Origin of the sequence: Pseudomonas peli, from assembly GCF_900099645.1 — a bacterium.
In the GTDB taxonomy this organism is placed as follows: domain Bacteria; phylum Pseudomonadota; class Gammaproteobacteria; order Pseudomonadales; family Pseudomonadaceae; genus Aquipseudomonas; species Aquipseudomonas peli.
In genome coordinates this window covers 725,502-749,786 of record NZ_FMTL01000001.1, presented here as the reverse complement: position 1 = coordinate 749,786, position 24,285 = coordinate 725,502, and the positions used below count along the sequence as shown (strand labels likewise).

Here is a 24,285-nt window from a genome sequence, read left to right as displayed (position 1 = left end):
GCTTAGTTTTTGCGGCGCTTGAGCTGATCGGTCAGCTGCGTCGGCAGGTTACGGATCACCAGGGTGTCAGTGCTTTCGTCGTACTCGATCTTCGAGCCGAGCAGGTGGGCTTCAAAGCTGATCGACAGGCCTTCGGCGCGCCCGGTAAAGCGCTGGAACTGGCTGAGGGTGCGTTTGTCCGCCGGAAATTCCGGGGCCATGCCGTAATCCTTGTTGCGGATATGCTCAAAGAAGGCCTTGGGCCGTTCTTCGTCGATCAGTCCGGATAGCTCATCGAGGGTGATGGGCTCGCCTTGTTTGGCCTGGTTCGCCGCATAGCTGACCAAGGTCTTGGTCTTCTCACGGGCCTGTTCTTCCGGCAGGTCTTCACTTTCCACGAAGTCACTGAAGGCTTTCAGTAGGGTGCGCGTTTCGCCTGGCCCGTCGACACCTTCCTGGCAGCCGATAAAGTCGCGGAAGTACTCCGAGACCTTCTTGCCGTTCTTGCCCTTGATAAAGGAGATGTATTGCTTGGAGTTGGCGTTGTTGCGCCACTCGGAGATGTTGATGCGCGCCGCCAGGTGCAGCTGGCTCAGGTCCAGGTGCTTGGCGGCGGTCACGTCCAACGCCTCGTTCACCGCCACGCCTTCACTGTGGTGCAGCAGGGCGATCGACAGGTAGTCGGTCATGCCTTGCTGATAATGAGCGAACAGCACATGGCCGCCGGTGGACAGGTTCGATTCTTCCATTAGCTTCTGCAGCTGCTCGACCGCCTGACGGCTGAATGCGGCAAAGTCCTGACCTTCGTCGAGGTAGTGCTTCAACCAGCCGCTGAACGGATAGGCACCGGACTCCTCGTGGAAAAAACCCCAGGCCTTGCCTTGCTTGGCGTTATAGCTCTCGTTGAGGTCGGCGAGCATATTTTCAATGGCTTGCGAGGCGGCCAGCTCGGTGTCGCGAGCATGCAGCACGGCGGGGGTGCCATCAGGCTTTTTGTCGATCAGGTGAACGATGCAGTGGCGGATCGGCATAGCGGCCTCGTGGTGCGTAAACGGAAAGCGCGCATCTTACCCGACCAGCTGCTTGGCAGTCGTGCGCTGCTGCAGTGCATTCAGGCGTTCGATCATGTAGCGCAGGTGCATATGCAACTGGTACAGCTCGCTGGAGTAGGACAGCGGTACTTCAATCCGCGCCAACTCATCCTCCAGGCGTTCCAAGCGGAGGATCTCAGCATCCAGGTCGCTGGGCAGTTTGCCTTTGTAGAGCTGCTGGTCGATCTCACGCAGGTGTTTGTACCAACGGTAGATGCGCGCGCGGATGCGCCACTGGTAGATCGGGCCGATGGCCTTGAACAGCGGGAACAACAGCACCAACAGTGGAATAGCCAGGATGATGTAGCGGTCAGCCAGGGAGGCAATACGGAACGGCAGATAGCGCTGCAGGATGGGCAGACCCTTGTCGTAGTAGTACTCGGCTTCGTTAAGGGTATTGAGTGACAGCGGCGGCTTGGCTGGATAGCTGCCGGCTGGGTCGAGCAGGCTGCCATTCTTCAGCACGGTTTTCGCCGCTTCGAGGATCAGCGGGGTGAGTGACGGGTGGAATTCCTCGCCGGCGACCAGCGTGGCAACCGGGCCGAGGGTGACGATGTCACGGTCTGGCGTGTTGTGCTGCATATCGAGCATGCCTTCGCCCACCTGCAACTGACTCAAGTAGGGCAGGCGTGCGAGGTAGGCTTCGGTGCGGCGCAAGCTGACCAGGCGTACTTTGGGCTCCGCAGCCAGGCGCTGGATCAATGCATTTTCGGCGGGGCCCACGAAGAAGGCCGCGTCCAGCTCGCCCGCTATCAGCGCATCAGCGGCCTTGCTGCCGCCCATTTGTTGCCAGCGCTGTGGGTACTGTGGCGGCTCGATGCGGTTGGCGGAAAAAAGTGCCGCGGTTACTGCCTGGGTACCACTGTTGGCGGAGCCGATGGCCAGGCGCAGCTTGATCAGATCGCTCAGGCGTTCGAATTTGACCGTGTCACCGAGAAACAGCCACAGCGGTTCGCGGTACATAACACCCAGGCCATTGAGGGTGCTGCGCGCCTCGTCGCTAAGGGTCAGCTCCTGGCCGCTCTGGACCATGGCCAGTTCCACGTCGCCGCGACCCAGTTTGCCCAGATTGTCTGCAGAGCCCGCGCTCTCCACCAGTTCCAGGCTGAAACCCTGCAGCGCCAGTTCGTCCCGCAGCCGCTCGCCAAATGCATGGTAGCCACCGCCCACCGCGCCGGTCGCCATGCGGGCATGCATGGGCGGTGGTGGGGCGACAAAGTAGAAGAGGGCACCGACCAAGGCGGCCACTACGGGCACGATCCACAGGTTGGTCAACAACATAATCTTTAGGTCGCGCAGGATTCTTCGCATTGCAGTTCCTTGGCCTTGCTCTGAGTGCGTAAAGGTTAACCGTCCGGCGTCTTTTTCGCCTGTTGCCTTTGTACACGTGCGTCGTGCGGGGCTTTGCCTGGCGCTCGATTTAGAGCGCAAACGAAGCGTCAGGCAGCTTTATAAGCTTCTGGAATGCGTTTTTCAGGGTTTCTCTATAGCGAATTCGTCTTTGTGGGCAGTGATGGCACTGTGATATCAATATTTTGACGTCAATAAAACGAACAGCAACCGGCCGTAGCTCCACGACGGTTTAACCTGTTCCGCGGTCTGTCAGGGATGCTCTTCCGTGGTTTCGCTCTAACCCGGCTGTTGCGGGTTGAACGTAGGAAGGTGGCCTATGCCCCGAACCCTGCTTTATGTTGCAGTAGCCCTGCTTGCCTCAGGTGCCACGCTTGCATTTTTACTGCACGAGCCTTCAACGGCCAACGTCGCTGTTACGCCTTCTGCCCCGTTGCCTTCTGCCTTGGCTGCTGCGGCGCCGTCCACCGGTTTGCTGCCGTTCAGGCCGTTCAGTTCGCCGTCGGTTGCTGCTGCGGGCGTGGTTGCGAGTACGCCAGTTAAAGATGTCACGGTACAAACGGCTGCCCCGACTGACAACGTGATTGAGCTCTGGGACAGCCGTTCGTTGGTGCCTGAGCAGCAAGACGAAATGACCCTCTACCGCACCAACATACCGGTTTCTGCCCTTGGCACCCTGGCCGTGGGCAAAACCCTGCAGCTGGCCGTGCCGGGGCGCAAAGAACCGCTACGCGCCACGCTGGACGAGACCCACAACACCGGTGTCGCCGTTTGGAGCGGGTCGGTGCAAGGGGGGCAGCCGGAAGACTCGCTGACCGTCGTGCGCGGGCAACTGGAGACCCACATCACCCTGGCGACCAGCGATAAGACCCTGTCGTTTGTGGTGGACAACGCCACCGGCAGCACGCTGATTACCGACCAGAACGAGCTGCTGCTGCGTGCCACCCCGGACGCCCTCGTGACCCCTGAATCCACGCCGTTGCAGCCACTCCCACCGCCAACCCGCGGCTGAGTGCTACAGGATTAGACATCATGAAAAAATTATTCGTCTGCCTGGCCATGCTCTTGCTGGCCCCGTTGACTCAAGCTGCCACCGAACCGCGCACCGTCGATCTGCTGGTGCTCTACACCAAAGAGGCGCAAGCCCTGCCTAATGGGCGTGACATTTACGCACGCATCGCCAGCTACATCGAATTTGCCAACAACGCGTTCAAGAAAAGTAACGTCAACCTGCGTCTGCGCTTGGTCAACCGGCAACTGCTGAACTGGGCCAGCTACCCGACCATATCTGGCAAAGATTTGTCTGCGTTCGCCGCCGACCCGCGGGTACAACAACTGCGTGAAACCTACGGCGCTGACGTGGTGCAACTGATCAGCCGTACCCAAGTGGGCCAGGGCTATGGGGTGTGCGGCATTGGTTACGTGCTCTCCGGCCCGAAGAACAGCGGCACGTTCCAGAATGGCGCCTGGGCCAGTGCCTACGGCATCACCGGCGTGGATTGCAGCCTGAGCACCATGGCTCACGAGATTGGCCACAACCTTGGGCTGCGTCACTCCTACGAGCAAGACCAGACCGAGGGTTACTACACCTACCTGGCCCGTGGCATTCACCAAGGCACCTATGAGTGGGGCCGCGGTTATGGCGTACAGGGTCGTTTCGCGACCATCATGGCCTACCCGCAGGCGTTTAATGCGTCGGTGCAGGCGCCGTTGTTTTCCACCCCAGCGCTGGCTGACAGTACCTGTGCCAACCAGGCGTGTGGCCGTGCCAGCTATGCTGACTCCGCTCGCGCGCTAAATGACATGGCCGCACACATCGCCGCACTGCGTCCGACAAAAGTGCCCGAAACGGTCAACCCCACCAGCACGCCGACCAAACCTACTACGCCGACCACGCCCACTGCACCCACCACACCGGCCCCGCCCGTAGCACCGCCGGTAACGGCCTGGTGCGCCAAGCCCGCCCTCACAAGCTTGGTAACCAACGGTGAGTTCCGCACCCTGGATGGTTGGAAAACCTTACTTAACGTGGCCAAGCTGAGCCAACTTAACGTCGGTAAAACCTGCCGTGACGACGCGTTGCAATTCGACCTGCCGGCTGGTCGCGACGATATGCTCGCCACCTCTGTCGGCGCGCTCAAGGTGGGCGCCACCTACCGGTTGAAAGCCAAGGTCATGCTCAAGGGCGCCAACGTGCGCGGCAACGTGTACCTGGGCATGGTCCATGAGGAAAACGCCGGTATCAGCTACAGCAGCGCCAACGGCGTGATCAAGTCGGTGACCAGCAGCGAGTTCACGCCCATCGACATGACCTTTACCTACCAGCCGCCCCCCACCGTCATTCGTAACACCTACCTGGGTCTATTAAGCGTCAACCGTTTGGGTGTGCTGCTGGACGAAGTTCAGCTCAGCGAAGTGACGCCCACCACCGCGGTCAAGCCAGTTACGCCAGCGGCATTCAGTTGGACGTTCGACAGCGCTATCGGGGAGTGGACTGGCTTCTACGGCAGCAATCGGCTCACCGCGCTGGCGAAGACCGGCAAGTCGCTGGAGGTGTATGCGCGTAAGGCCGATGGCACTGGCGCTAGCCTGTTGCTAGCGGGCAAGGTGCAGCCAGGTTTGTCGTATCGCTTTAGTGCTGACGTGATGGTGAGCCGCACCGCCAGCGTCGCTGCGCTGTCCTATGCCTACCTCTACCTTGAGGACACGTCCGGCAAAGCTCGTACGCTGTCACTCGGTGTGGTGAATACCAAGGGCGGCGTTTGGAGCAAGTTGCAGCAGACCTTCCAGGTGCCGGCCGGCGCTTATCGACGCATGGAACTGCTGGTGCTTGGTACCCGCCCAGACCAATCGCTGTACCTGGATAACATCAGCCTTAACCGGCTCTAGCCGAAAAAAACTGGCGCCCGTGGTTGGGGCGCCAGGTTTTTTGCCTGCAGTTAATGCGCCGAAGAGGGTGACGTCGGTGCACGACGGCTGCGAATAGAGTCCAGCGCCGCCAAGGCCAGCAGCAGGCCCATGGCATACCAGGCGTCGTTACCCAGGGCGATCATCACCAGGGCACAGAGCAACGCGCTAAACGCCGCTACCCAACGCCACAGTCCTTTTAACAGCACCCAACCAGCGGCCATGCTGAACAGATAAATCAGCACAAAGTTGCCATTGGCATAGCGGATGAGTTGGTCCACCGACAGTTGCATCACCGCTGCCAAACTAGCGCACAGGGCGCAGATAATCACCACCAGCAACAAGGCGCGAGCCGGCACACCGTGATGGTTGCGTTGGGCCAGCGGGCGCGGCAATTTGCCTTCATCGGCCAGGCTCCAGATCAACCGCGCAAAGCCCTGCACATAGACATTCATCGAAGCAAAGCAGGCCAAGTAGCCGATCAGCGCACTAAGCCAACGGGCCTTGGCGCCGAACAGTTGGTCGAGCATACGCGGCAGGGACGCGGCATCGTTCTGCACATCGCCGTAGGCTTGAAAGCTCAACACCGCCACCGAAAAGGCCCAGTACACCAGGCCTGCCAGCAGCACACCCAACAGCAGCGCCAGTGGGAAGTCGCGTTCAGGGTTCTTGAACTCCTCGCCCATATGGGTAAAGGCTTCGATGCCGACAAAACACCAGAACATCACCCCCAGCGCGACGGGCAACAGATGCCAGGAACCACTCAGTTCTGGCAGCAAAGGTTGATTGGCGTTGGGCAAATCACCGGCCCACCAGATCAACCCCACCGTGGCAATAATCGCCAAGGCAATCGCCCCCTGCACCATGCCCGAGGCCTTTGCCGGACGTTGGCCGAGGAGCAACATCGCCCCCAGCGTGGCGAGCTGAATCAGCAGCGCTTCACCGCGGCCGATGGCAAACAAGGCCTGGAAAAAACCGGTGGAAATATTCAGCGCTGCCGGCAAACCCACCGGCAACACCGCTAGAAACAGCAGCGCGCTGATACGCTCCATCCGCGGTCCAAAGGCGCGGCCTATCAAATGCGGCGCGCCGCCAGCATGGGGAAAGTGCCGACCCAGCTGAGCGAAGGTAAACGCCACTGGCAGCACCAGAGCGATCAGCAGCATCCAGGCCCATAACGACGCCTCGCCGGCAGCAGTGGCGGCCAGCGCTGGGATCACAAAAATTCCGGTGCCCAGCAGTGAAGTACTTAGCAGGCCAATCCCTTGCAGCAGGCCCAATTCCGGGTTCAGACGACTCATGTTGTATGCTCTGCGGTTTCGTTCGCCATGTTAAATCGCCCGCCTGTTACAGGCTGCTGGCGAAGCGTCGGCTTTAACCGACGATCTGGCGCATTTGGCCGTCAAATTGCCTTTTTCGAGAGCCCCGCGTGGACAAGTTCGATCAGCAGATACTCGCCCTGTTGCGCGCCGATGCGCGCTTACCCGTCAGCCAGATCGCCCGCGAGGTCAACCTGTCGCGTTCGGCAGTCAGCGAGCGCATTCGTCAGTTGGAACACACTGGCGTGATCAGCGGCTATCAAGCCCAGGTGACGGTGCCGGGCGTTGCTGGGATCAAGGCCTATCTGGAGCTGTTCTACCAGGGCGGTCGCTGCGAGCACTATGTCGAGCTGATGCGCGTATACCCGGAAGTGCGCCGTTGCAGCGGCATCAGCGGCGAGACCGATATGCTGGTGTCCATCGAGGCCGCGTCGATGCAACGCCTGAGCGAGATTCGCGGCGAGATCGAAAACTTCCCCGGTATGCAGAAAGTGAAGACCCATATGGTGGTCAAGGATTGGGTGTTCTGAGCATGCGCATCCTGCACACCTCCGACTGGCACCTCGGCCAGCACTTTATGGGCAAGACCCGCCAGGCCGAGCACCAGGCGTTCTGTGCCTGGCTAATCGATCGGGTACGCGAGCAGGCGGTCGATGCCGTGCTGATCGCCGGCGATATCTTCGACACCGGCGCGCCGCCGAGCTACGCCCGCGAACAGTACAACCGCTTTATCGTCGAGTTGCGTGGCACCGGCTGCGAGTTGGTGGTGCTGGGCGGCAATCACGATTCAGTGGCCATGCTCGGTGAGAGCAAGACGCTGCTGGCGCAGTTGGGGACGCGGGTAATTCCCGGCGTCTGCGAGCAGCTGGATGAACAGCTGCTGGTGTTGCATCGGCGCGACGGCTCGCCGGGTGCGATTCTCTGTGGCATCCCCTTTATCCGCCCACGCGATGTATTGCTTAGCCAGGCCGGGCAGAGTGCGCAGGACAAGCAGCAGTCGTTGCAACAGGCTATTCAGCAGCACTATCAGGACCTCTATGCCCTGGCGGTGAGCAAGCGCGATGCACTGGGCGGCGATCTGCCGATTATTGCCACGGGGCATCTCACTACTGTGGGTGCCAGTGCCAGCGATTCGGTGCGCGAGATTTATGTCGGCAGCCTGGAGGCCTTTCCCACCAGCGCTTTTCCGCCTGCTGCTTACATCGCCCTGGGGCATATTCACCGCCCGCAGAAGGTCAGCGGGCTGGAGCATATCCGCTACTGCGGTTCGCCCATTGCGCTGAGCTTCGATGAAGCCAAACAGCAGAAAGAAGTGCTATTGGTCGAGCTGGATAGCAGTGGCATGCGCCAGATCAGCGCGCTGCCGGTACCGCGTTTTCAGCCGCTGCTGTCCTTGCGCGGCTCACTAAAAGAGCTGGACGTGCAGATCAAGCAAGCGGCGGAGCAGGGCAGTGTCGAGCTGCCGGTATGGTTGGAAGTGCTGGTCGGTACCGACGATTACCTGAGTGACTTGCAGTTGCGTATCGCCGCCCTATGCGAGGGCCTGCCGGTGGAGGTGCTGCGCATTCGCCGCGAGCGCGGTAATGCCTGCGCGAGCTTGCAGGGCCAGGCCAGGGAAACCCTGGATGAGCTAAGTGTCGAGGATGTATTCGCCCAACGCCTAAGCAGCGAAAGCCTGGACGAAACTGAGCAGGCGCGCCTGCTGGGGCTGTATCAACAGGTGGTCAGTGAGCTGCGCGAGGGCGAGCTATGAAGATCCTTAGCCTGCGCCTGAAAAACCTCAATTCGCTGAAAGGCGAATGGAAGATCGATTTCACCGCCGAGCCGTTTAAGGACAACGGCCTGTTTGCGATCACCGGCCCGACTGGCGCGGGCAAGACCACGTTGCTGGATGCCATCTGCCTGGCGCTTTACCACCGCACGCCGCGTATGAGCACGGTGTCGGCCAGTGCCAACGAACTGATGAGCCGGCACACCGCCGACTGTTTGGCCGAGGTCGAATTTGAGGTTAAGGGCATGGGTTACCGCGCCTTCTGGAGCCAGCGCCGCGCCCGCGACAAGGCCGATGGTGCGCTGCAATCGCCCAAGGTCGAGCTGGCGGCTGCCGATGGGCAGATCATCACCGACAAGATCAACGAGAAGCTGCGTGAGACCGAGCGCCTCACGGGTCTCGATTTCGAGCGCTTTACCAAATCCATGCTGCTGGCTCAGGGTGGTTTCGCCGCTTTTCTCGAAGCCAACGCCAACCAGCGCGCCGAGTTGCTGGAAGAACTAACCGGCACCGATATCTACGGGCAGATTTCCCAGCGGGTGTTCGAGCAGTGTCGCGAGGTGAAAGTCGCTCTCGACCAGCTGCGCGCCCGTGCCGATGGTGTCGAGCTGCTAAGCGAAGAGCAGCGTAGCGAGCTGCAGGCGCAGGCCGAGCAGCTGGCTATTGATGAAGCTGCCCTGGGCACAGAGCAAACCGAGTTGCAGCGCCAGCGCCGCTGGTGCGAGGAGCTGAGCAAGACCCAGGCTCAGTTGCACACCAGCCAGCAGGCCGAGCAGGCGGCGCTGGATGATTTACAGCTGGCCCAGCCGCAGTTGGCGCAACTGGCTTCCAGCGAACCGGCGCTGCGTTTGCTGCCGCTGCACCATGACTGGCAGCAGGCCCGCCAGAGCCTGGAGCAGACCGAGCAGGGCCTGCAACAGAATGCCGTCGAACAGCGCCAGGTTGAGCAGGCGATTGCCGAGCACAGTTGGCAGGCCCGCGAACTTAGCGCGGCGCTGCTCGCCGATTGCCAGGCGCAGCGCCAGCAACTGGCCGAACGCCTGCAGCAGTTGCAGCAACAACTGGCCGCGCAGCCGCAGCATGGCCGTCTGGGTGAGCAACTGGGTAGCTGGGGCGAGCAGCTAAAGGCGCGTCAGCAGATGGCTGAAGAAATCGCCCAGCTGCAACTCAGTCAACAGCAGCTGCAAGAAACTATCACCGCGTTGCAGACGCAACTGCGCCAGCAGACTGAGCAACTTGGTGCCGAACAGAATCGCCTGCAGCAGGCCCGCGAGCAGGAAAAGGTCGCACAACAGCAACGCGATGAATTATTGGTTGGGCGCAGCGAAGGGGCCCTGCGTGAGCGCTGGCAGCAGCTGCATATCCAGGGCGGTGTGCTGACTCAGCTGGGAGAGTTGGTCGGTGCGCAACAGCGCCTAACGGTCGAGCAAGAGCAGTTGGCCCGTGCGCTGACGCTATTGCGCGAGCAGCATCAAACCAAGAACGCCGAAGTGGCGCAGCTGCGTCTGAGCTACAAGGACCTGCAGCAACAGGTGCAGGCCCAGGAGAAATTACTGGAGCAGGAGCAGCGCATTCAGGCCCTGGAAGCCCATCGTGCACAGCTGCAACCCGGGGAGGCCTGCCCGTTGTGTGGCTCCGAGTCGCACCCGGCGATCAGCGCCTACCAGGCCCTGGATGTGTCGGCGACCAAGACGCTGCTCAATAGCAAGCGCACTGAGCTGGAAGCCCTGACTGAACAAGGTCGGCAACTGGCTGGCGAGCTGGAAAAGCTCGCCGCGCGCCTGGAGCAGCAAGAGCAGCAGTTCGAGCGTGGCCAGCAGACCCAGGCCGAGCAGGGCGAGCGCTGGCAGGCGCTTAGCGCGCAGCTGGAAAACCCGCTGACCGATGCCATTGCCCTGGCTGATCAGCAGGCGCAGCAGAGCGTTGAGTTGCAACAACTGCAGCAGTGTCTTGAACAGCTGCAACAGCTCAACAGCCAACTTGAGCAACGCCAGCAGGCGCGGTTGGGTTTGCAGCAACTGTGCAGCGAGCTGGAACAGCAGCAGGCGCTTAATCGCCTGCTACTGCAGCAACGTCAGGAGCAGAGTGAGCAAGGGCAATTGCGCGTGCAGCAGTTGCTGGAGGTTGCCAGCGAGCGTAGCGCCAGCCTAAGCCAAGCTTTGGCCGAGTTCGACTATCAGCTGCCGGACGACGCCAGCGCCTGGCTGGCTGAGCGTCAGGCCGAGTGGCAGCGCTGGCAGCACAATCAGCAGCAGAGCCTGGATTTACAGCGCGAGTTAAGCGAGCTGGATCATGGGCTACAAAACGCAGCTCAGCTTGCCCGGCTCTGGCAGCAACGCTGGGATGTATTGGGCCTGGCCGATCAACCGGCCTTGGCCAAGCCCGCCGATGCGCAGGCGGCTTTGCAGCAGGCGCAGATGCAACTGGAAGAGGCGCAGCGCCGCCAGCAGCAGCTGTCCGGTAGCCATCAGGCCCTAGCCAGCCGTCTGCAGGATGATCAGGCGCGCCTGCAACAGACCGAGCAGCAGTGGATGGCCGCTCTGGTTGCCAGCCCCTTTAATGCCGAAGCTGATTATCTGGTCGCCTTGCTGGATGAGGCGCAGCGTGCCGCGTTGCAGCAATTGCGTCAGCGTCTGGATAAAGCCTTGAACGATGCGCAGGCCTTGGTCCGTGCCGCCAAGCAGCAATTGGCCGCTCTACAAGCCAGCCCGGCCACCGCGCTTAGCCTGGCGCAGTTGGATGAGCAGCTGCTTGCTCTGAACGCCCAGCTAAAAGCCCTAAGCGAACGCCAGGGCGAAATCCGCGCCCAGCTGCAAGGTGATGACATGCGCCGGCAAGGACAGCAAAGCCTGTTTGCCGCGATCACCGCCAAGCAGGGTGAATACGACTTATGGCAGCAACTTAACAGCCTGATCGGCTCGGCCGATGGCGCCAAGTACCGCAAGTTCGCCCAGGGCCTGACTCTGGATCATCTGGTCTACCTGGCCAATCAGCAGCTGGAACGTCTGCACGGCCGCTACCAGTTGGCGCGACGCAGCAGCGGAGAACTGGAGCTGGAGGTGATCGACACCTGGCAGGCCGATGCGGCGCGCGACACCAAAACCTTGTCCGGCGGCGAGAGCTTTCTGGTCAGCCTGGCCCTGGCCTTGGCGCTGTCCGATCTGGTCAGCCACAAGACCAGCATCGACTCACTGTTTCTCGATGAAGGCTTCGGCACGTTGGACGGGGAAACCCTGGAGGTGGCGCTGGATGCCCTGGATAACCTCAACGCCAGCGGCAAGATGATTGGCGTGATCAGCCACGTCGAGGCACTCAAGGAGCGCATCCCGGTGCAGCTAAAAGTGCACAAGGGCGTTGGCATGGGCTACAGCGGCCTGGATAAGCGCTTTGCGGTGAATGCGCAGGACAATTGATCTGCGCCAGCGTTGCCTTGGCCATGCCTACCTATACTGAGGGTTAGCGCGCAGGAAGCGGTCTTTAAATCCGCCAGAAAGCGGCGGTTACCACTGTCTCGGAGCATTGCACTTGGCCAAGGTGTTGATCTGCCTGCTGTGCTGCTGTTGCCTGGTTGTTGATGTCCATGCGGCCCCGCGTTCGGCCGAGGCCTTGACCCTCTGCTATGAGGATCAGAACTCCTACCCCTGGGTGATGACCGACGGCCGCGGGCTCAATCTGCAGCTGCTGCGCCTGGTTGCCGATGCCTTGCCAGTGCAGTTCAGCTTTGTTGCCGTACCCTGGAAACGCTGCCTGTCCGGGCTTGCTCAAGGTACTTATGACGGCGCTTTTGCCTCCAGCTTTAAGGAGGAACGTTTGCTTCTCGGTCGCTACCCACAGGATGCCGATGGCCGGCTGGATGAACGCAAGCGACTGCACACCTCGATCTATGCCCTGTACCGACGCAAAGACAGTCCGGTGAGCTGGAACGGTGAAGAGTTTCGCCAACTGCATGGGCGGGTGGGGGCTTTGAGCGGCTTTTCGATTGCCGATTTTATTCGCGCTCAGGGCGCCGAGGTGGATGAAACCAGCCGTGATCCCCTGGCGCTGTTGCAGATGCTCAGCCTTAAACGCATCGAAGCGGCGGCGCTACAGAGCCTGCGTGGCGACTTTGTGCTGCAGAGCAATCCTGAGCTGGCAGCGCTGCTGGAGAAGGTCAAACTGCCGCTGGAAGAGAAGGCCTACTACCTGATGCTGTCCAACGCCTATGTGGCGGATAACCCCGCGTATGCCGCGCGTATCTGGGATGAAATTGAGCGTCAGCGCGAGTCGGTGACGTATCGGCAGCAGGTGCGGGATTTTCTGGCACGCTCGCAGCCCTGAGTCGGTTAATGCTTGGAGCCTGTCAAGGGCAGGTGCATGATCGTGCTTCGCCTCGATGAGTATTGCTGCATGGCCAAGCCTCCCGCCGCTCCACCGTCTGCCTCTGCGCTTGGGCGCTTTCTGACCTTGGCCGGCACTGCAACGCGTATCGGCGGTAGCGTATTGGGACAACGGTTGCGTCCAGGGCGCAGCGCGATTGATTGGCAGCCGGTGGGCGATCTGCTCACCGATGTCCTGGGTGAGATGAAAGGCCCGGTGCTGAAGCTGGGGCAAATGGCTTCGCAGTGGCAGGGTGTGTTGCCTGAGCCGGTGGCCAAGGCGCTGGCCTCGCTGCAGAACCGCGTACCGGCCTTGCCCTTTAGCGCACTTCGCGGGCACCTGCAGCAGGTGTACGGCGCGGACCTCGGGCAGTTCTTCCAGCAGATTGATGAGCAGCCTTTCGCCGCTGCGTCCCTTGGCCAGGTGCATCGCGCTATCGCGGCGGATGGTCGGGCGCTGGTGCTCAAGGTGCAATACCCAGGCATCGCCGAGATCTGCCAGGCGGATCTGCGCCAGCTGCGCCGCTTATTGCCGCTAGGGCGTCTGTTCCGCGCGCCGGCCGCACAGCTGGAAGGGCTGTATCAAGAGCTGGCAGCCGTGATTGAAGCTGAGTTGGACTACCCAGCCGAGATGCGCCGCTTGCAGGACTTTCGCGCGCATTTCGCCGATTGGCCTGGCTTGCGCCTGCCGCAGCCGCAGGAAGACCTGTGCCGGCCCGGTGTGCTGGCGCTCAGTGAGGAGGCCGGTTTGCCGTTTGCCGAGGTCAGCCAGGCCAGTGCCGAAGTGCGTGAGCGCCTGGCCCTGACGCTGGTGCGCTGGTTGAGTGCCCAAGCCTTTGAGCTGGGCCTGCTGCATGCCGATCCGCATCCGGGCAATTTCGCCTACACTGCCGCCGGTGAGCTGGTGGTGTATGACTTCGGCTGTGTACAGGCGCTGTCCGCGCCCTTGCTGGCGGCCTATGTGCAAACCTACAAGGCGCTGCAGGCTCGCGACGGTGAGCAGCTGGAAAAGGCCTTCCAGGCGCTGGGAACACGCCAGCCGCAATCCACCACACCCTATGGCTTGTACCGTCAGCTGCATGGTTTGCTCGGTCCGCTGTTGCAACCTGGTGTGCATTGGGACTTTGCCGCCACGCCGTTGCATGAACAGGTGCAACGGCTGCTACCCGATGTGCTGGGTGCGTTGGGCAGCCTGCAACCGGCACCGGCCACCTTGCTGGTCAATCGCACGTTGGAAGGGCATTACTGGAACCTCAGCCGCCTCGGCGTGGCGCTGCCGGTGGCCGATCTGTTGCAGGTGCAGCTGGCTGGGCGTTAGCGCATGGTCTCGACGGGTAAGGCTTGGCCATTTTCGATACGGGTCAGGTATACCGCGCTGGAGCCCTGATGCTGGCTGCGCGAGAACGCCACCTTGAAGCCGCCCAGGTCCGTTTCGAGGTGTTCAAGCGCATCGAGAAACGTCTCGCGCGTAGGCTCAGTACCGGCTTTGCGCAACGCCTGAGTAAACACCGCCGCGCCGATATAGCCCTCCAGCGAGGCATGGTCAAAATCGCCGGGTTGCATATCGGCCTGATAGGCGCGCACCAGCGCCAGCGAGCTGTCGTCAGGAGAGGGCACTACCTGGGATATATACACCCCATCGCCGTCACTGCCGATCTCACGGATAAACCCCTCGGTGCCGATAAACGACACGCTGACAAAGCGTGTATTGAAGCCCAGCGCTTTCGCCTGCTTGATCGCGGCCGCCAGTTGCCTGTAAGTGCCGACAAAGAACACCGCTTCCGGCTGGGTGCGCTGAAGGGCCTGGATGGCCGCAGTCACGTCCAGCGAATTGCGCTGGATGCGCGCCTGCGCATGAATCGTTAGGTCACGCTTGACCAGCGCGCCGTTGAGGCCGCCCTTGACCGACTCACCGAAGGAGTCGTCCTGCATCAGGATGGCGATCTTGCTCAGCTTGAGGTCCTGGGTCATGCGCTCGACCAGATGCTCGGTTTCCTCGATGTAGGACGCGCGAATATTGAACACCCCAGGTCTTGCCGGTGTGCGCAGAAACTCGGCGCCGGTAAAGGGGAACAGGTAAGGCACTTGCGCGCGCAACGCCAGCGGTACGGCGGCGCGTGAGGTGGGCGTGCCGACATAGCCGAGCAGGGCGAACACCTGCTGGGTTTTCAGCATGCTGCGGGTGTGTGCGGCAGTCTGGCTGGGCTCGTAGCCATCGTCCCGGCTGAGCAGGTTGATCCGCCGGCCATGCACCCCGCCTTCGGCGTTGACGCGTTTGAAGTAGGCCTGAGCGCCATTGAGCATGCCCAACCCCAGAGCTGCCGCCGGGCCGCTCTGCGCATTGACCATGCCGATCCGCACTTCATTTGTGCTCAGGCCTGGCTCCGCTGCGCTGGCAAAACCCGGTATCAGCAGGCAGCTGATCACCAGGCCACGCAGCAGCTGTCGAGATGTCATCGATACGCTCCTTGCCCTGATCGCAGGCGACTGCAGGGCCTGCTCGTCCATTTCTTCTTGTTCTGGCTGTGCATATGATTCTCTAAAGCACTCTAGTCAGTTGTGCATAAAAGACCGGTTTTTACTCATTTGTGGGTGATGCTGACGGCTCCAGCTGGTACTTGCCTTGCTGTAGATCATCGAAATAACGCTGGTAACGGCCGCTGTCACGGTAAAGCTGCAGGCGCTTATTGAAGCGTTCGAGCAGCGCCGGACTGCCTTCCAGGCTTTTCGGCAGCATCAGGTAGCTGAGGTTGACCAGCAGCGGTTTAGGGTGGTGGGTGATCTTGGCTTGGTCTTCCGCGCTGAAGTGGCTGCGCAGGGCGGCGTAGCCGACGTTCATTTCCTGCGGGTAGAGCACTACACGCTCCTTGAGCAGCTTCTCGAAGTTCTGCTGGTCGCTGGAGACGCGCTCCATCTTTACCTTGTTCTCGGCGAGAAAGGCATCGAACTGCGGGCCATAACTGTATTCCAGGCCGCCGCCGAGGGTCATGCCGGTGAGATCATCAAAGTGCTGCCAGTCAAAGGGCAGGCTTTTCAGGTGAAAGAACACGAATTGTTCGTCGAGCAATGGCGCACTGAAGAGAAAGTCAGCCTCGCGCTCGGCCTTGTGCATCCACACCGCACTGGCATCAAAGCGGCCCGCCGCAGCTGATGAATAAGCGCGTGGCCAGGGCAGAAATTGAAAGGTGACGCGATAGCCTTCATCGGCCAGCAGGTCACTGATCAGGTGGGCGATTACCCCGTTGTGTCGCAACTCGCTGGACAGATAAGGCGGCCAGTCGCCGACGCTGATCTTCAGTTCTGGCTGTTCGCTGGCTTGCGCGGGCAGCCCCAGCAACAGGCAGAGTCCAATGAACAGGTTTTTCCACTTCATCAAAGCCCCTTAGTGACTACCGGGAATATCGCCTACACGTGTTTATGACCTAGTAATACCACTGCGCAGGCGCAGATAAAACGCCATTAATGTTTCATTAAAACGTCATCGTGCGGGTGAAGACTGCTGCGGATTTGTTCAATCCCCATGTCTCTTCATAAGGATAGTTGCTGTGCTGCGAATCCCTACACTTTGCGCGCTGTTTGCCCTGGCTCCGTTGGCCTCTGCCCTTGAGCTTAAACCCCTGGCACTGTACGAGAGCGGCTTTGCGGCCGGCACTGAAATTGTCAGCGCGCAGGCCTCGAGCATGCGCGTGATTGTGTCCAATAGCGCCGAAGGCCTGGTCGATGTGCTGCACCTGGACCCGGCCAAGGGTCTCAATCGCATTGCCCGGCATAACCTGGTGGCAGCCGGCACGGGGGAAATCACCTCGGCGATTTTCCACCCCAGCGAAGACCTGTTTGCCGTGTGCATCCGCAACAGCGATGGCCTGAAAAACGGTCGCGTCGAGTTGCGTTCGGTGGCCGATGGCAAGCTGCTCAATACCGTTGAAATTGGCATCTGGCCTGACAGCCTGGCGTTTTCGCCCAAGGGCGACTTCATCGTGGTGGCCAACGAAGGCGAAGGCTATGTGCGTGACGGCGAGGGTTTCCGCAGCGGTGAAGGCTCAATCAGCCTGATTGACCTGCGTGGCGGCGTGGCGGCGGCCAAGCACAGCCTGATCACCCTGCCGGACCTGAAAGGTGTCGAAGGCGCGATCCAGGTTGAGCACAAGCGTCTGGTGGAGCGGGTGATCGACGGCGAAGAGTTGAAAGTGCCGTTCGGCACCAGCCCTGAGCATATCGAACCGGAATACGTGACCTTCAGCCCGGACGGCGCGCGCGCCTACGTAAGCCTGCAAGAGAACAACGCGATTGCTGTGGTGGATGTGCTGCAAGGCAAGCTGGACAAAGTGTTTGGCCTGGGCACCGTGCGTCATGCCGCGGACATCATCGATGACGGCAAGTACGCCCCGGCGGCCGAGCTGTTTGCTCTGCGCGAACCCGATGCGCTGGCGGTGAGTGCCGATGGCCGTTACCTGGTCAGCGCTGATGAAGGCGATACCGACCCGAAAATCGCTAAAACTAAGGATGGCCTGCCCAGCGGTGGCGGGCGCACGGTCAGTGTGTTCGATGCCATGAGCGGCAAGCTGCTCGGTGATACCGGCAGCCAGCTCGACGATATGGCCGCCCAGGCCGGTGTTTACCCGGATGCGCGCAGCCCCAACAAAGGCAGCGAGCCTGAAGGTGTGGTGAGTTTCGATGCCTTCGGCAAACGTCTGGCTGTGGCAACTCTGGAGCGCGCCGATGCCCTGGCCCTGATTGATCTGGACCAGGCCGAGCAACCCAAGGTGCTGCAAGTGGTGGGTGCCGGTGAAGGCGCCGGCTCCGGCAACCTGGCGCCGGAAGGGCTGGCCCATGTTGAACGTGAGGGTCGGCATTTCCTGGTCACTGGCCTGGAGAAGAGCGGCAACGTGGCGGTGTTCGAGCTGCTTAAGTAATACGCCTGTTGCGGTCAGGCGCGCTGTCTGCGCCTGGCCGAGTCTCAAACAAGCCGGCCTTTGCGCCGGCTTTTTATGGACTGCCATCCCTGGCGGCCAACTCTCGCGTCGTCGCTGCGCGAGGTTGGAAATCGCGGCAGACGCTTTTTTCTTTACGGCCAGTTCCCCGTCAGCTTCAGGCCCTTTAGAGTGCTGCAGCGCAATCGCGCGGGTATGAGGGGGATAGCTGACGCATGACCGTTTGGGTCGTTTCAATTCTGTTTGTACTGACCTACCTGGGCATGGCCGCCGGGGGCATCCGTGGCTTGCGCGTTGATCGCAGCTGGATTGCTGGCTGCGCGGCGGTGTTGCTGCTGGTCAGCGGCGCACAATCCCCGGCCGAGGCGGCCAGCCATCTGGATGCCGGTGCACTCTTGCTGCTGTTGGCGCTGATGCTGATCAGTGCGCAGTTCGATTTCTCCGGCGTGTACGCCTGGCTTAACCAGCAGCTCAGCCACTATGCCGAGCAGCCGGCGCTGCTGCTGTTGGGCGTGGTTCTGTTGGGCGGCGTGCTGTCGGCGCTGCTGGTTAATGACATCGTCGCCTTTGCCCTGACCCCGTTGCTGTGCCATAGCCTGCTGGCCCGTGGTCTCGATCCGCGGCCGTTTCTCCTGGCCCTGGCGCTGTCGTGCAATGCCGGCTCCTCCGCGAGCCTGATCGGCAACCCGCAGAACATTTTGATCGGCCAGGCCGGCGGCCTGGACTTCTGGTCTTACACCTTTATCGCCGGGCCACCTGCGCTGGCCGCACTGGCTATTACTTACGCGGTGATCTGGCTGCAGTGGCGCAAACGCTGGGGCACGGCCAAGCCGGCGGTGCAGGCAGAAACCCCGGTGCAGCATATTTATGGTGTGCGCAGTTACCTGAAACCGCTGCTGGCCAGCCTGGTGCTGCTCGGGCTGTTTTCCACCAGCATGCCGCGGGAGATTTCTGCCCTGTTGATCGCGGTGCTGGTGATGATCTCGCGGCGGGTGGACAGTCGCGACTATGTGCAGAAGGTCGACTGGAACCTATTACTGCTGTTTGCCGGGTTGTTCGTGGTGACGGGCGCGGCGATGAGCCTGCCGCAGGTCGCGGGTCTGGCGGGCACTCTAGCCGAATTGGGCCTGTTACCGCACGGGGTGATCACGCTGGCGAGCCTGTCGCTGTTTGCCGGTAACCTGATCGGCAATGTGCCGTATGTGATGTTGCTGTTGGGCGTGTTGCCGGAGGCCAGTGAGGCCTTGTTGGTGGGCCTGGCGATCATGTCGACGCTGGCCGGCAACTTGCTGCTGATCGGCAGCGTGGTCAACCTGATCGTCGCCGAAAGCGCGCGGCGTCAGGGTGTGCCGCTGAGTTTTATCGACTTTGCCCGCAGCGGCGTGCCGGTGACCCTGCTGAGCATGGGCCTGGCTGGGGTATGGCTGGCGTTGGGCGGCTGGCTGCCCTGGTAAGTCTCCGCGGTTATTGCCAGCGGTTCTGCCGCCAGCGCTGTTGCTGTTCCGGCGTCTGGAAGGTCCAGGCGACAAAGCGGCTCTGCTTCTGCCCCTGCGCCATCTCCACGGTCTGTACCTGCAGCGCGCCGGCTTTCTTCAACGCGCTGTACACGCCTGGCAGGTTACCGGCCTTGGAAATCAGGCTGCTGAACCACAGCACCTGCTGGCCGATTTCGGCGCTTTCCTTGACCAGCTGGCTGACAAACGCCGCTTCACCGCCCTTGCACCACAGCTCTGCCGCCTGACCGCCGAAGTTCAGCACTGGCAGTTTGCGCTTGGGGTCGAGTTTGCCGAGGTTGCGCCATTTGCGCTTGCTGCCGCTGCTGGCTTCTTCCGCACTGGCATGGAAGGGTGGGTTACACAGAGTCAGGTCGAAGCGCTCATCGGCATGCAGCAAACCCTGGAAGATATGCGTGCTGTCGCGCTGCTGGCGCAGCTCAATCGCATCGCTCAAGCCCGGATTGCCCTGCACGATGGTCTTGGCCGAGGCGATGGCGTTGGCAGCGATGTCCGAGCCGAGAAACTGCCAGGCGTATTCGCGGTGGCCCAGCATTGGGTAGATGCAGTTGGCCCCTACGCCAATATCCAGCGCACGCACTTTGGCGCCGCGCGGGATTTCGCCGCCGTTACTGGCGGCCAGCAGGTCGGCCAGGTAATGCAGGTAATCGGCGCGGCCTGGGATCGGCGGGCACAGATAATCCGCCGGAATATCCCAATGCTGGATGCCATAGAACTGCTTGAGCAGCGCCCGGTTGAACACCTTGACCGCCGCCGGATTGGCGAAGTCGATGCTTTCCTTGCCATAGGGGTTGATGATCACGAAGGTTGCCAGCTCAGGGCTGGTCTTGATCAGCGCGGGGAAGTCATAACGGCCCTGATGGCGATTGCGTGGGTGCAGCTGGCCTTTGCTCGCATCGGCCTTGTTGGCCTCAGGTTTACTGGGCGCGGTGCGCGGTGCGGCAGGTTTTCGGCTGGGGCGTTTCGGCGGCAAGGACATGGCAGACGGATCTAAGGCGTGGGGCGCGGGATTTTCCCACAGCTGGGCGCAGGTTGCTTGCCGACTGTAGGTAAACGCTGGATGCCGGCGCTAGTGGGCAATATTGAGCAACATGGCCAGGTAGTCGAAGAACATGCAGTACAGGGCAATGGGCAGCGGCAGGCCGAGCAGGGTGCCGAGCAGGTAGGTGCGAAAGCGCACGCCAGACAAGGCCAACGCGTAGTTCAAGGCCGGCACGGTCTGAAACAGCATGCGTAGACTGATGATGCTGGCCAGCGGATGGCGATCAAGGCCGCTTAGCAGGCGTTGCGCCAGCGGGTTATTCAACTCACGCAGGGCGTTTCCGCCCAGATAGCGAATGGTGATGTAGGTGACGGTGCAGGACACGCAGGCCGCGATATAGGTGACTACACCGCCATACACCCGTCCCAGGGCCAGCACCGCAGCGGCGAGAAATACCCAGCCGGGAATCTGGATCAGATTGCCCAGGGCAAATAGCAGGGTAAACAGCAGCAGACCGACGGCCGGATGCATCAGGAGCAGCGCCTGCAAGGCGTCGAGGTTGAACTGCGCGCGGATGCCCAGGGTTTCGAACAGCACGAACAGAGCCAGCAGAAACAGGATGACCAGCAGCAGGCGGGAGGAACTGCGCATGGCGGCCTCGTGGCTTCAGGGGTAGCCGAGTACGGCTTTTATCTGCGCCAGGTTGGCGGCAATCCACTGCGGATTGATCGCGCCCCAGTCACGAATCTCGTAGTGCCCGGCGTTATTGCGCTCACCGCTTTGCTGGGCAAAGGTGCACTCGATATCCAGCTCGGCCAGGGCGCTCAGGGTGTCCTGGGCGGTACGCCGGGGCATGCCGGTGGCGTCCATCAAGGCGGGTACGTTGGTCGCCGTGCCGCTGTCGATCAGCCAGGCCACGTACAGGCGGCGGTAGAAGCTGCTGCGGGTTTTGCTGACATCCATGGGCATGTACCTGGTGTTATGCCATGCGCAGGGCGCACGGCCTGATGAAGGGTCAGCTCAAGGTGGCAATCGCGATATAGGTCGCAGCACCGGAAATGTAGCCGAGGAAGGCCAGCAGGCTGATCCTTTTCAGGTACCAGATGAAGTTGATCTTCTCCATGCCCATGGCCGCCACACCGGCTGCCGAGCCGATGATCAGGCAGCTGCCGCCGGTGCCGGCGCAGTAGGCGAGCATTTCCCAGAAGGTACCGTTAATCTGGAAATTGCTCAGCCAGGCGGTGTCGGCACCGGCCAGCGCCAGCACCTCCGGGGTGACTAGTGGGTACATCTTCATGGCGCCGGCCACCAGCGGTACGTTGTCGACCACGGCGGAGAGCAGGCCGATGGCAATGTTGATCGCATAGACATTGCCCAGGCTTTCGCGCAGCAGAGTCGCCACCTGGGTCAGGTGGCCGGCGGTGGCCAGGCTGGAGACTGCCAGCAGGATGCCGAGGAAGAACAGCACGCTGGTGGTGTCGATGCGCCGCAGAACGCCAACCACCGAGAGTGGGTGCTTGTCTTCGTCGTTCTTGCCGCGGTGAATCACCTCGGTGACCACCCAGAGCACGCCGAGACCGAAAAGGATGCCCATGTAAGGCGGCAGGTGGGTCACGGTCTTGAATACAGGGACGAATAGCAGGGCGCCGATGCCCAGGGCAAACACCAGGTTGCGCTCGAAGGGCGTGGTCGGGTCGCGGCGTTCCTCGTCCGATTCGCTGAGCAGCGGACGCTGGATTTCGCCCTTCATGGTCATGCTCAGAATCAGCAGCGGTACCAGTAGGCAGACCAGGCTGGGGATGAACAGGCTGAGGACGATGCCGCTGGCGCTGATCTGGTTGCCGATCCACAGCATGGTGGTGGTCACGTCACCTATCGGTGACCAGGCGCCGCCGGCGTTGGCGGCAATCACCACGATGCCGACGTAGAACCAGCGTTCCTTTTGGTCATCGACCAGTTTGCGCAGCAGCGAAACCATGACGATGGTGGTGGTCAGGTTGTCCAGTACGGCCGAGAGGAAGAAGGTAATCAGCCCCACCACCCAGAGCAGCGTGACGCGTTTGTTGGTGCGGATGCGGTCGGTGATGACCTTGAAGCCTTCATGGGCATCGATCAGTTCGACGATGGTCATGGCGCCCATGAGGAAGAACAGGATCTCGGAGATCTCACCCAGGTGATGGCGCAGCTCTTCAGTCACGTGATGGTCATTGCCCGTGGCGCCAGGGGTGGCGGCTCCGATCAGCGGCAGAATGCTGTCCGCGCCGAGTACCAGCAGGGTCCAGCAAATGACGGCAGTCAGGATGGCCGACGCGGCTTTATCGATTTTCAGGGGGTGTTCGAGGGCGATGCACAGGTAACCGAGGACAAAGATCAATGCCATCAACGCATACATGGTCAGAATTCCATTTGCAGGGCTTTTTTATTGATTTAGAGGTGCCGCGAGCTTTTGATGCGTGGACGAAGATGCCTGAAATGCTCAGAAATTGGGAGGGTAAATATCGTGCAGAGAGTCCCACTGAGACCTAAGCGGGTGTTTTCTGACTGATGGGTTAGTCCTATGCTGCACGAACCGCGCGGCGATGCGCGGTGGCGGGCGAACCTAGCTTCAGGCTTGCGACTGGTCGTCGCGTTCGGCCTGAACGGGCATGATGGCCTGCGGCGGGAAGATAAAGGCCAGTGTGATTGCCAGCAGCGGCATCAGCAGGTTGAAGAAGCAGTACGGCAGGTAGCTCAGGGTCGCCACGCCGAGGGTCGCAGCCATATAGGCGCCGCAGGTGTTCCATGGCACCAGTACTGAGGTCAGGGTGCCGCCGTCTTCTAGGGCGCGCGACAGGTTGACCGGAGCCAGGCCACGTTTTTCATACTCGGCGCGGTACATGCGACCCGGCAGTACCAGGGCGATGTACTGGTCGGCGGTGATGATATTGGTGCCGATGGTGGTGGCAATGGTGCTGGCGATCAGACTGCTGGTGCTTTTCGCCAGGTGCAGGGTGCTTTGCAGCAGGCGCTGGAGTAGGCCGAGTTTTTCCAGTACGCCGCCAAAACACATGGCGCAGATGATCAGCCACACTGTGGTGAGCATGCTGGCCATACCGCCCTTGGACAACAGGCCGTCCAGCTCCGGGTTACCGCTGCTGGATTCATAACCGGCGAACAGCGCCGTCCACACGGTTTTCAGCGGCGCCAGGCTGCCGGCGGCTGGATCGGCCAGGCGCGTCATCACTTCCGGCTGGAACACCACCGCAAACACCCCGCCCAGCAGCGCGGCGACAAACACCGCTGGAAAGGCCGCCCACTGGCGCACCGCGAGAAACAGCAGCAGGGCTACTGGCAGCAGCAGATGCCAGCCCAGGCTGAACTGGCTTTCCAGCGCCCGCAGCACTTCGGCGATGCGCGCGGTGTCATGGCTACCGTCAGCCTGCTGACCGAGGATAAAGAACAGCACCAGGGCAATGCCTAGGGCCGGCACCGTGGTGCGCAGCATCAGGCGGATATGCGCAAACAGCTCCGCTCCAGCTGCCGCGGGCGCCAGATTGGTGGTATCCGACAGCGGCGAGAGCTTGTCGCCAAAGTAGGCGCCAGAAATGATCGCACCGGCGGTAATCGCCGGGTCCAGACCCAGGCCCGCCGCTACGCCCATCAGGCCGATGCCCAGGGTGCCGGCCACGGTCCAGGAGCTGCCGATGGACAGCGCGGTGAGGGCGCAGATCAGGCAGCTGGTGACGTAGAAGTATTCTGCGGAAATCTGCTTGAGGCCGAGCCAGATCATGGTCGGCACGGTGCCGGAAAGAATCCAGGTGCCGATCAGCGCGCCGACCGCCAGCAGAATCAGGTTGGCCTTCATCGCCATATGGATGCCAGCGAGGATGCCTTCCTCGATCTGCGCCCACTGCAGGCCATTCTTCAGACCGACCAGGCCGGCGACAAAGGCGGCGCTCATCAGCGCGATCTGGTTCGGCCCGCTGGAGGAGCTGTCGCCGTACAGGTAGACGGAGAGGCCCAGCAGCAAAACCAGCACGCCAATCGGCAGCAGGGCATCGAGCAGGGAAGGGGAGCGTGTATCAGTCATGGGTGTACCGGTAGATC

The 24,285-nt window shown here is 61.4% G+C and carries 19 protein-coding genes; 9 read left to right on the top strand and 10 right to left on the bottom strand.

From position 1 onward, the window contains the following. Positions 1-2 precede the first annotated feature (2 nt). Together yejK and BLO50_RS03750 are read right to left on the bottom strand one after the other, a co-directional pair. Positions 3-1,010: a nucleoid-associated protein YejK gene (yejK, locus tag BLO50_RS03755; protein ID WP_090248829.1), complete on the bottom strand. Its 1,008-nt coding sequence runs from the start codon at positions 1,008-1,010 to the stop codon at positions 3-5. A gap of 36 nt (positions 1,011-1,046) precedes the next feature. After that, positions 1,047-2,381, bottom strand: a complete 1,335-nt coding sequence (locus BLO50_RS03750; protein ID WP_090248828.1) for a TAXI family TRAP transporter solute-binding subunit — start codon at positions 2,379-2,381, stop codon at positions 1,047-1,049. A 358-nt stretch (positions 2,382-2,739) separates the two neighbouring features. Between BLO50_RS03750 and bamI the strand changes: the two genes are divergently transcribed. Both bamI and mep72 read left to right on the top strand, forming a co-directional pair. Then, positions 2,740-3,432, top strand: coding sequence for a biofilm-associated metzincin protease inhibitor BamI (bamI, locus tag BLO50_RS03745; protein ID WP_090248826.1), 693 nt, complete (start codon positions 2,740-2,742; stop codon positions 3,430-3,432). Between the two features lie 20 nt (positions 3,433-3,452). Then, on the top strand, positions 3,453-5,309 hold the full coding sequence (mep72, locus tag BLO50_RS03740) for a biofilm-associated metzincin protease Mep72 (protein WP_090248824.1): 1,857 nt from the start codon (positions 3,453-3,455) through the stop codon (positions 5,307-5,309). A gap of 50 nt (positions 5,310-5,359) precedes the next feature. Here the strand turns inward: mep72 and yjeH are convergent, their stop codons facing one another. Then, positions 5,360-6,628 (bottom strand): L-methionine/branched-chain amino acid transporter, encoded by a 1,269-nt coding sequence (gene yjeH / locus BLO50_RS03735; RefSeq protein ID WP_090248822.1) that lies wholly within the window; start codon positions 6,626-6,628, stop codon positions 5,360-5,362. Between the two features lie 128 nt (positions 6,629-6,756). Here yjeH and BLO50_RS03730 point away from each other — a divergent pair, with 128 nt between their 5' ends. The 5 genes from BLO50_RS03730 (at position 6,757) to BLO50_RS03710 (ending at position 14,090) form a co-directional block, all read left to right on the top strand. After that, positions 6,757-7,176: an Lrp/AsnC family transcriptional regulator gene (locus tag BLO50_RS03730; RefSeq protein ID WP_090248820.1), complete on the top strand. Its 420-nt coding sequence runs from the start codon at positions 6,757-6,759 to the stop codon at positions 7,174-7,176. Positions 7,177-7,178: 2 nt separating this feature from the next. After that, positions 7,179-8,399: an exonuclease subunit SbcD gene (gene sbcD, locus BLO50_RS03725; protein ID WP_090248818.1), complete on the top strand. Its 1,221-nt coding sequence runs from the start codon at positions 7,179-7,181 to the stop codon at positions 8,397-8,399. Further along, positions 8,396-11,830, top strand: a complete 3,435-nt coding sequence (locus BLO50_RS03720) for an SbcC/MukB-like Walker B domain-containing protein (RefSeq protein WP_090248816.1) — start codon at positions 8,396-8,398, stop codon at positions 11,828-11,830. The genes sbcD and BLO50_RS03720 overlap by 4 nt, the downstream gene beginning before the upstream one ends. A 112-nt stretch (positions 11,831-11,942) precedes the next feature. Next, positions 11,943-12,734, top strand: coding sequence for a substrate-binding periplasmic protein (locus tag BLO50_RS03715; protein ID WP_169852818.1), 792 nt, complete (start codon positions 11,943-11,945; stop codon positions 12,732-12,734). 69 nt (positions 12,735-12,803) lie between these two features. Then, the gene (locus tag BLO50_RS03710; protein ID WP_090251199.1) at positions 12,804-14,090 is read left to right on the top strand and encodes an ABC1 kinase family protein; all 1,287 of its coding nucleotides are present in this window, start codon (positions 12,804-12,806) and stop codon (positions 14,088-14,090) included. On the opposite strand, the gene BLO50_RS03705 is transcribed toward BLO50_RS03710, so the two are convergent. Together BLO50_RS03705 and BLO50_RS03700 are read right to left on the bottom strand one after the other, a co-directional pair. Further along, entirely contained in the window at positions 14,087-15,229 is a 1,143-nt protein-coding gene (locus BLO50_RS03705; protein ID WP_167354426.1) for an ABC transporter substrate-binding protein, read from the bottom strand. The two genes, BLO50_RS03710 and BLO50_RS03705, sit on opposite strands and share 4 nt — an antisense overlap. Before the next feature lie 121 nt (positions 15,230-15,350). Beyond that, complete coding sequence (locus BLO50_RS03700; protein WP_090248813.1) at positions 15,351-16,145, bottom strand: substrate-binding periplasmic protein; 795 nt, start codon at positions 16,143-16,145, stop codon at positions 15,351-15,353. Positions 16,146-16,317: 172 nt separating this feature from the next. On the opposite strand from BLO50_RS03700, the gene BLO50_RS03695 reads away from it, so the two are divergent. Both BLO50_RS03695 and BLO50_RS03690 read left to right on the top strand, forming a co-directional pair. Continuing rightward, on the top strand, positions 16,318-17,685 hold the full coding sequence (locus tag BLO50_RS03695; protein ID WP_090248810.1) for a choice-of-anchor I domain-containing protein: 1,368 nt from the start codon (positions 16,318-16,320) through the stop codon (positions 17,683-17,685). Positions 17,686-17,918: 233 nt separating this feature from the next. Continuing rightward, the gene (locus tag BLO50_RS03690; RefSeq protein WP_090248808.1) at positions 17,919-19,157 is read left to right on the top strand and encodes an SLC13 family permease; all 1,239 of its coding nucleotides are present in this window, start codon (positions 17,919-17,921) and stop codon (positions 19,155-19,157) included. Between the two features lie 10 nt (positions 19,158-19,167). Here BLO50_RS03690 and rlmF read toward each other — a convergent pair whose 3' ends face one another. The 5 genes from rlmF to nhaC form a co-directional block, all read right to left on the bottom strand. Continuing rightward, complete coding sequence (gene rlmF, locus BLO50_RS03685; protein ID WP_090248806.1) at positions 19,168-20,196, bottom strand: 23S rRNA (adenine(1618)-N(6))-methyltransferase RlmF; 1,029 nt, start codon at positions 20,194-20,196, stop codon at positions 19,168-19,170. A 90-nt stretch (positions 20,197-20,286) separates the two neighbouring features. After that, positions 20,287-20,850, bottom strand: coding sequence for a VTT domain-containing protein (locus tag BLO50_RS03680; protein ID WP_090248804.1), 564 nt, complete (start codon positions 20,848-20,850; stop codon positions 20,287-20,289). Between the two features lie 15 nt (positions 20,851-20,865). Beyond that, complete coding sequence (locus BLO50_RS03675; RefSeq protein ID WP_090248802.1) at positions 20,866-21,162, bottom strand: winged helix-turn-helix domain-containing protein; 297 nt, start codon at positions 21,160-21,162, stop codon at positions 20,866-20,868. A 52-nt stretch (positions 21,163-21,214) separates the two neighbouring features. Further along, positions 21,215-22,591, bottom strand: coding sequence for a sodium:proton antiporter NhaD (gene nhaD, locus BLO50_RS03670; protein WP_090248800.1), 1,377 nt, complete (start codon positions 22,589-22,591; stop codon positions 21,215-21,217). A 213-nt stretch (positions 22,592-22,804) separates the two neighbouring features. Continuing rightward, complete coding sequence (gene nhaC, locus BLO50_RS03665; RefSeq protein WP_090248798.1) at positions 22,805-24,268, bottom strand: Na+/H+ antiporter NhaC; 1,464 nt, start codon at positions 24,266-24,268, stop codon at positions 22,805-22,807. Positions 24,269-24,285: the final 17 nt, after the last annotated feature.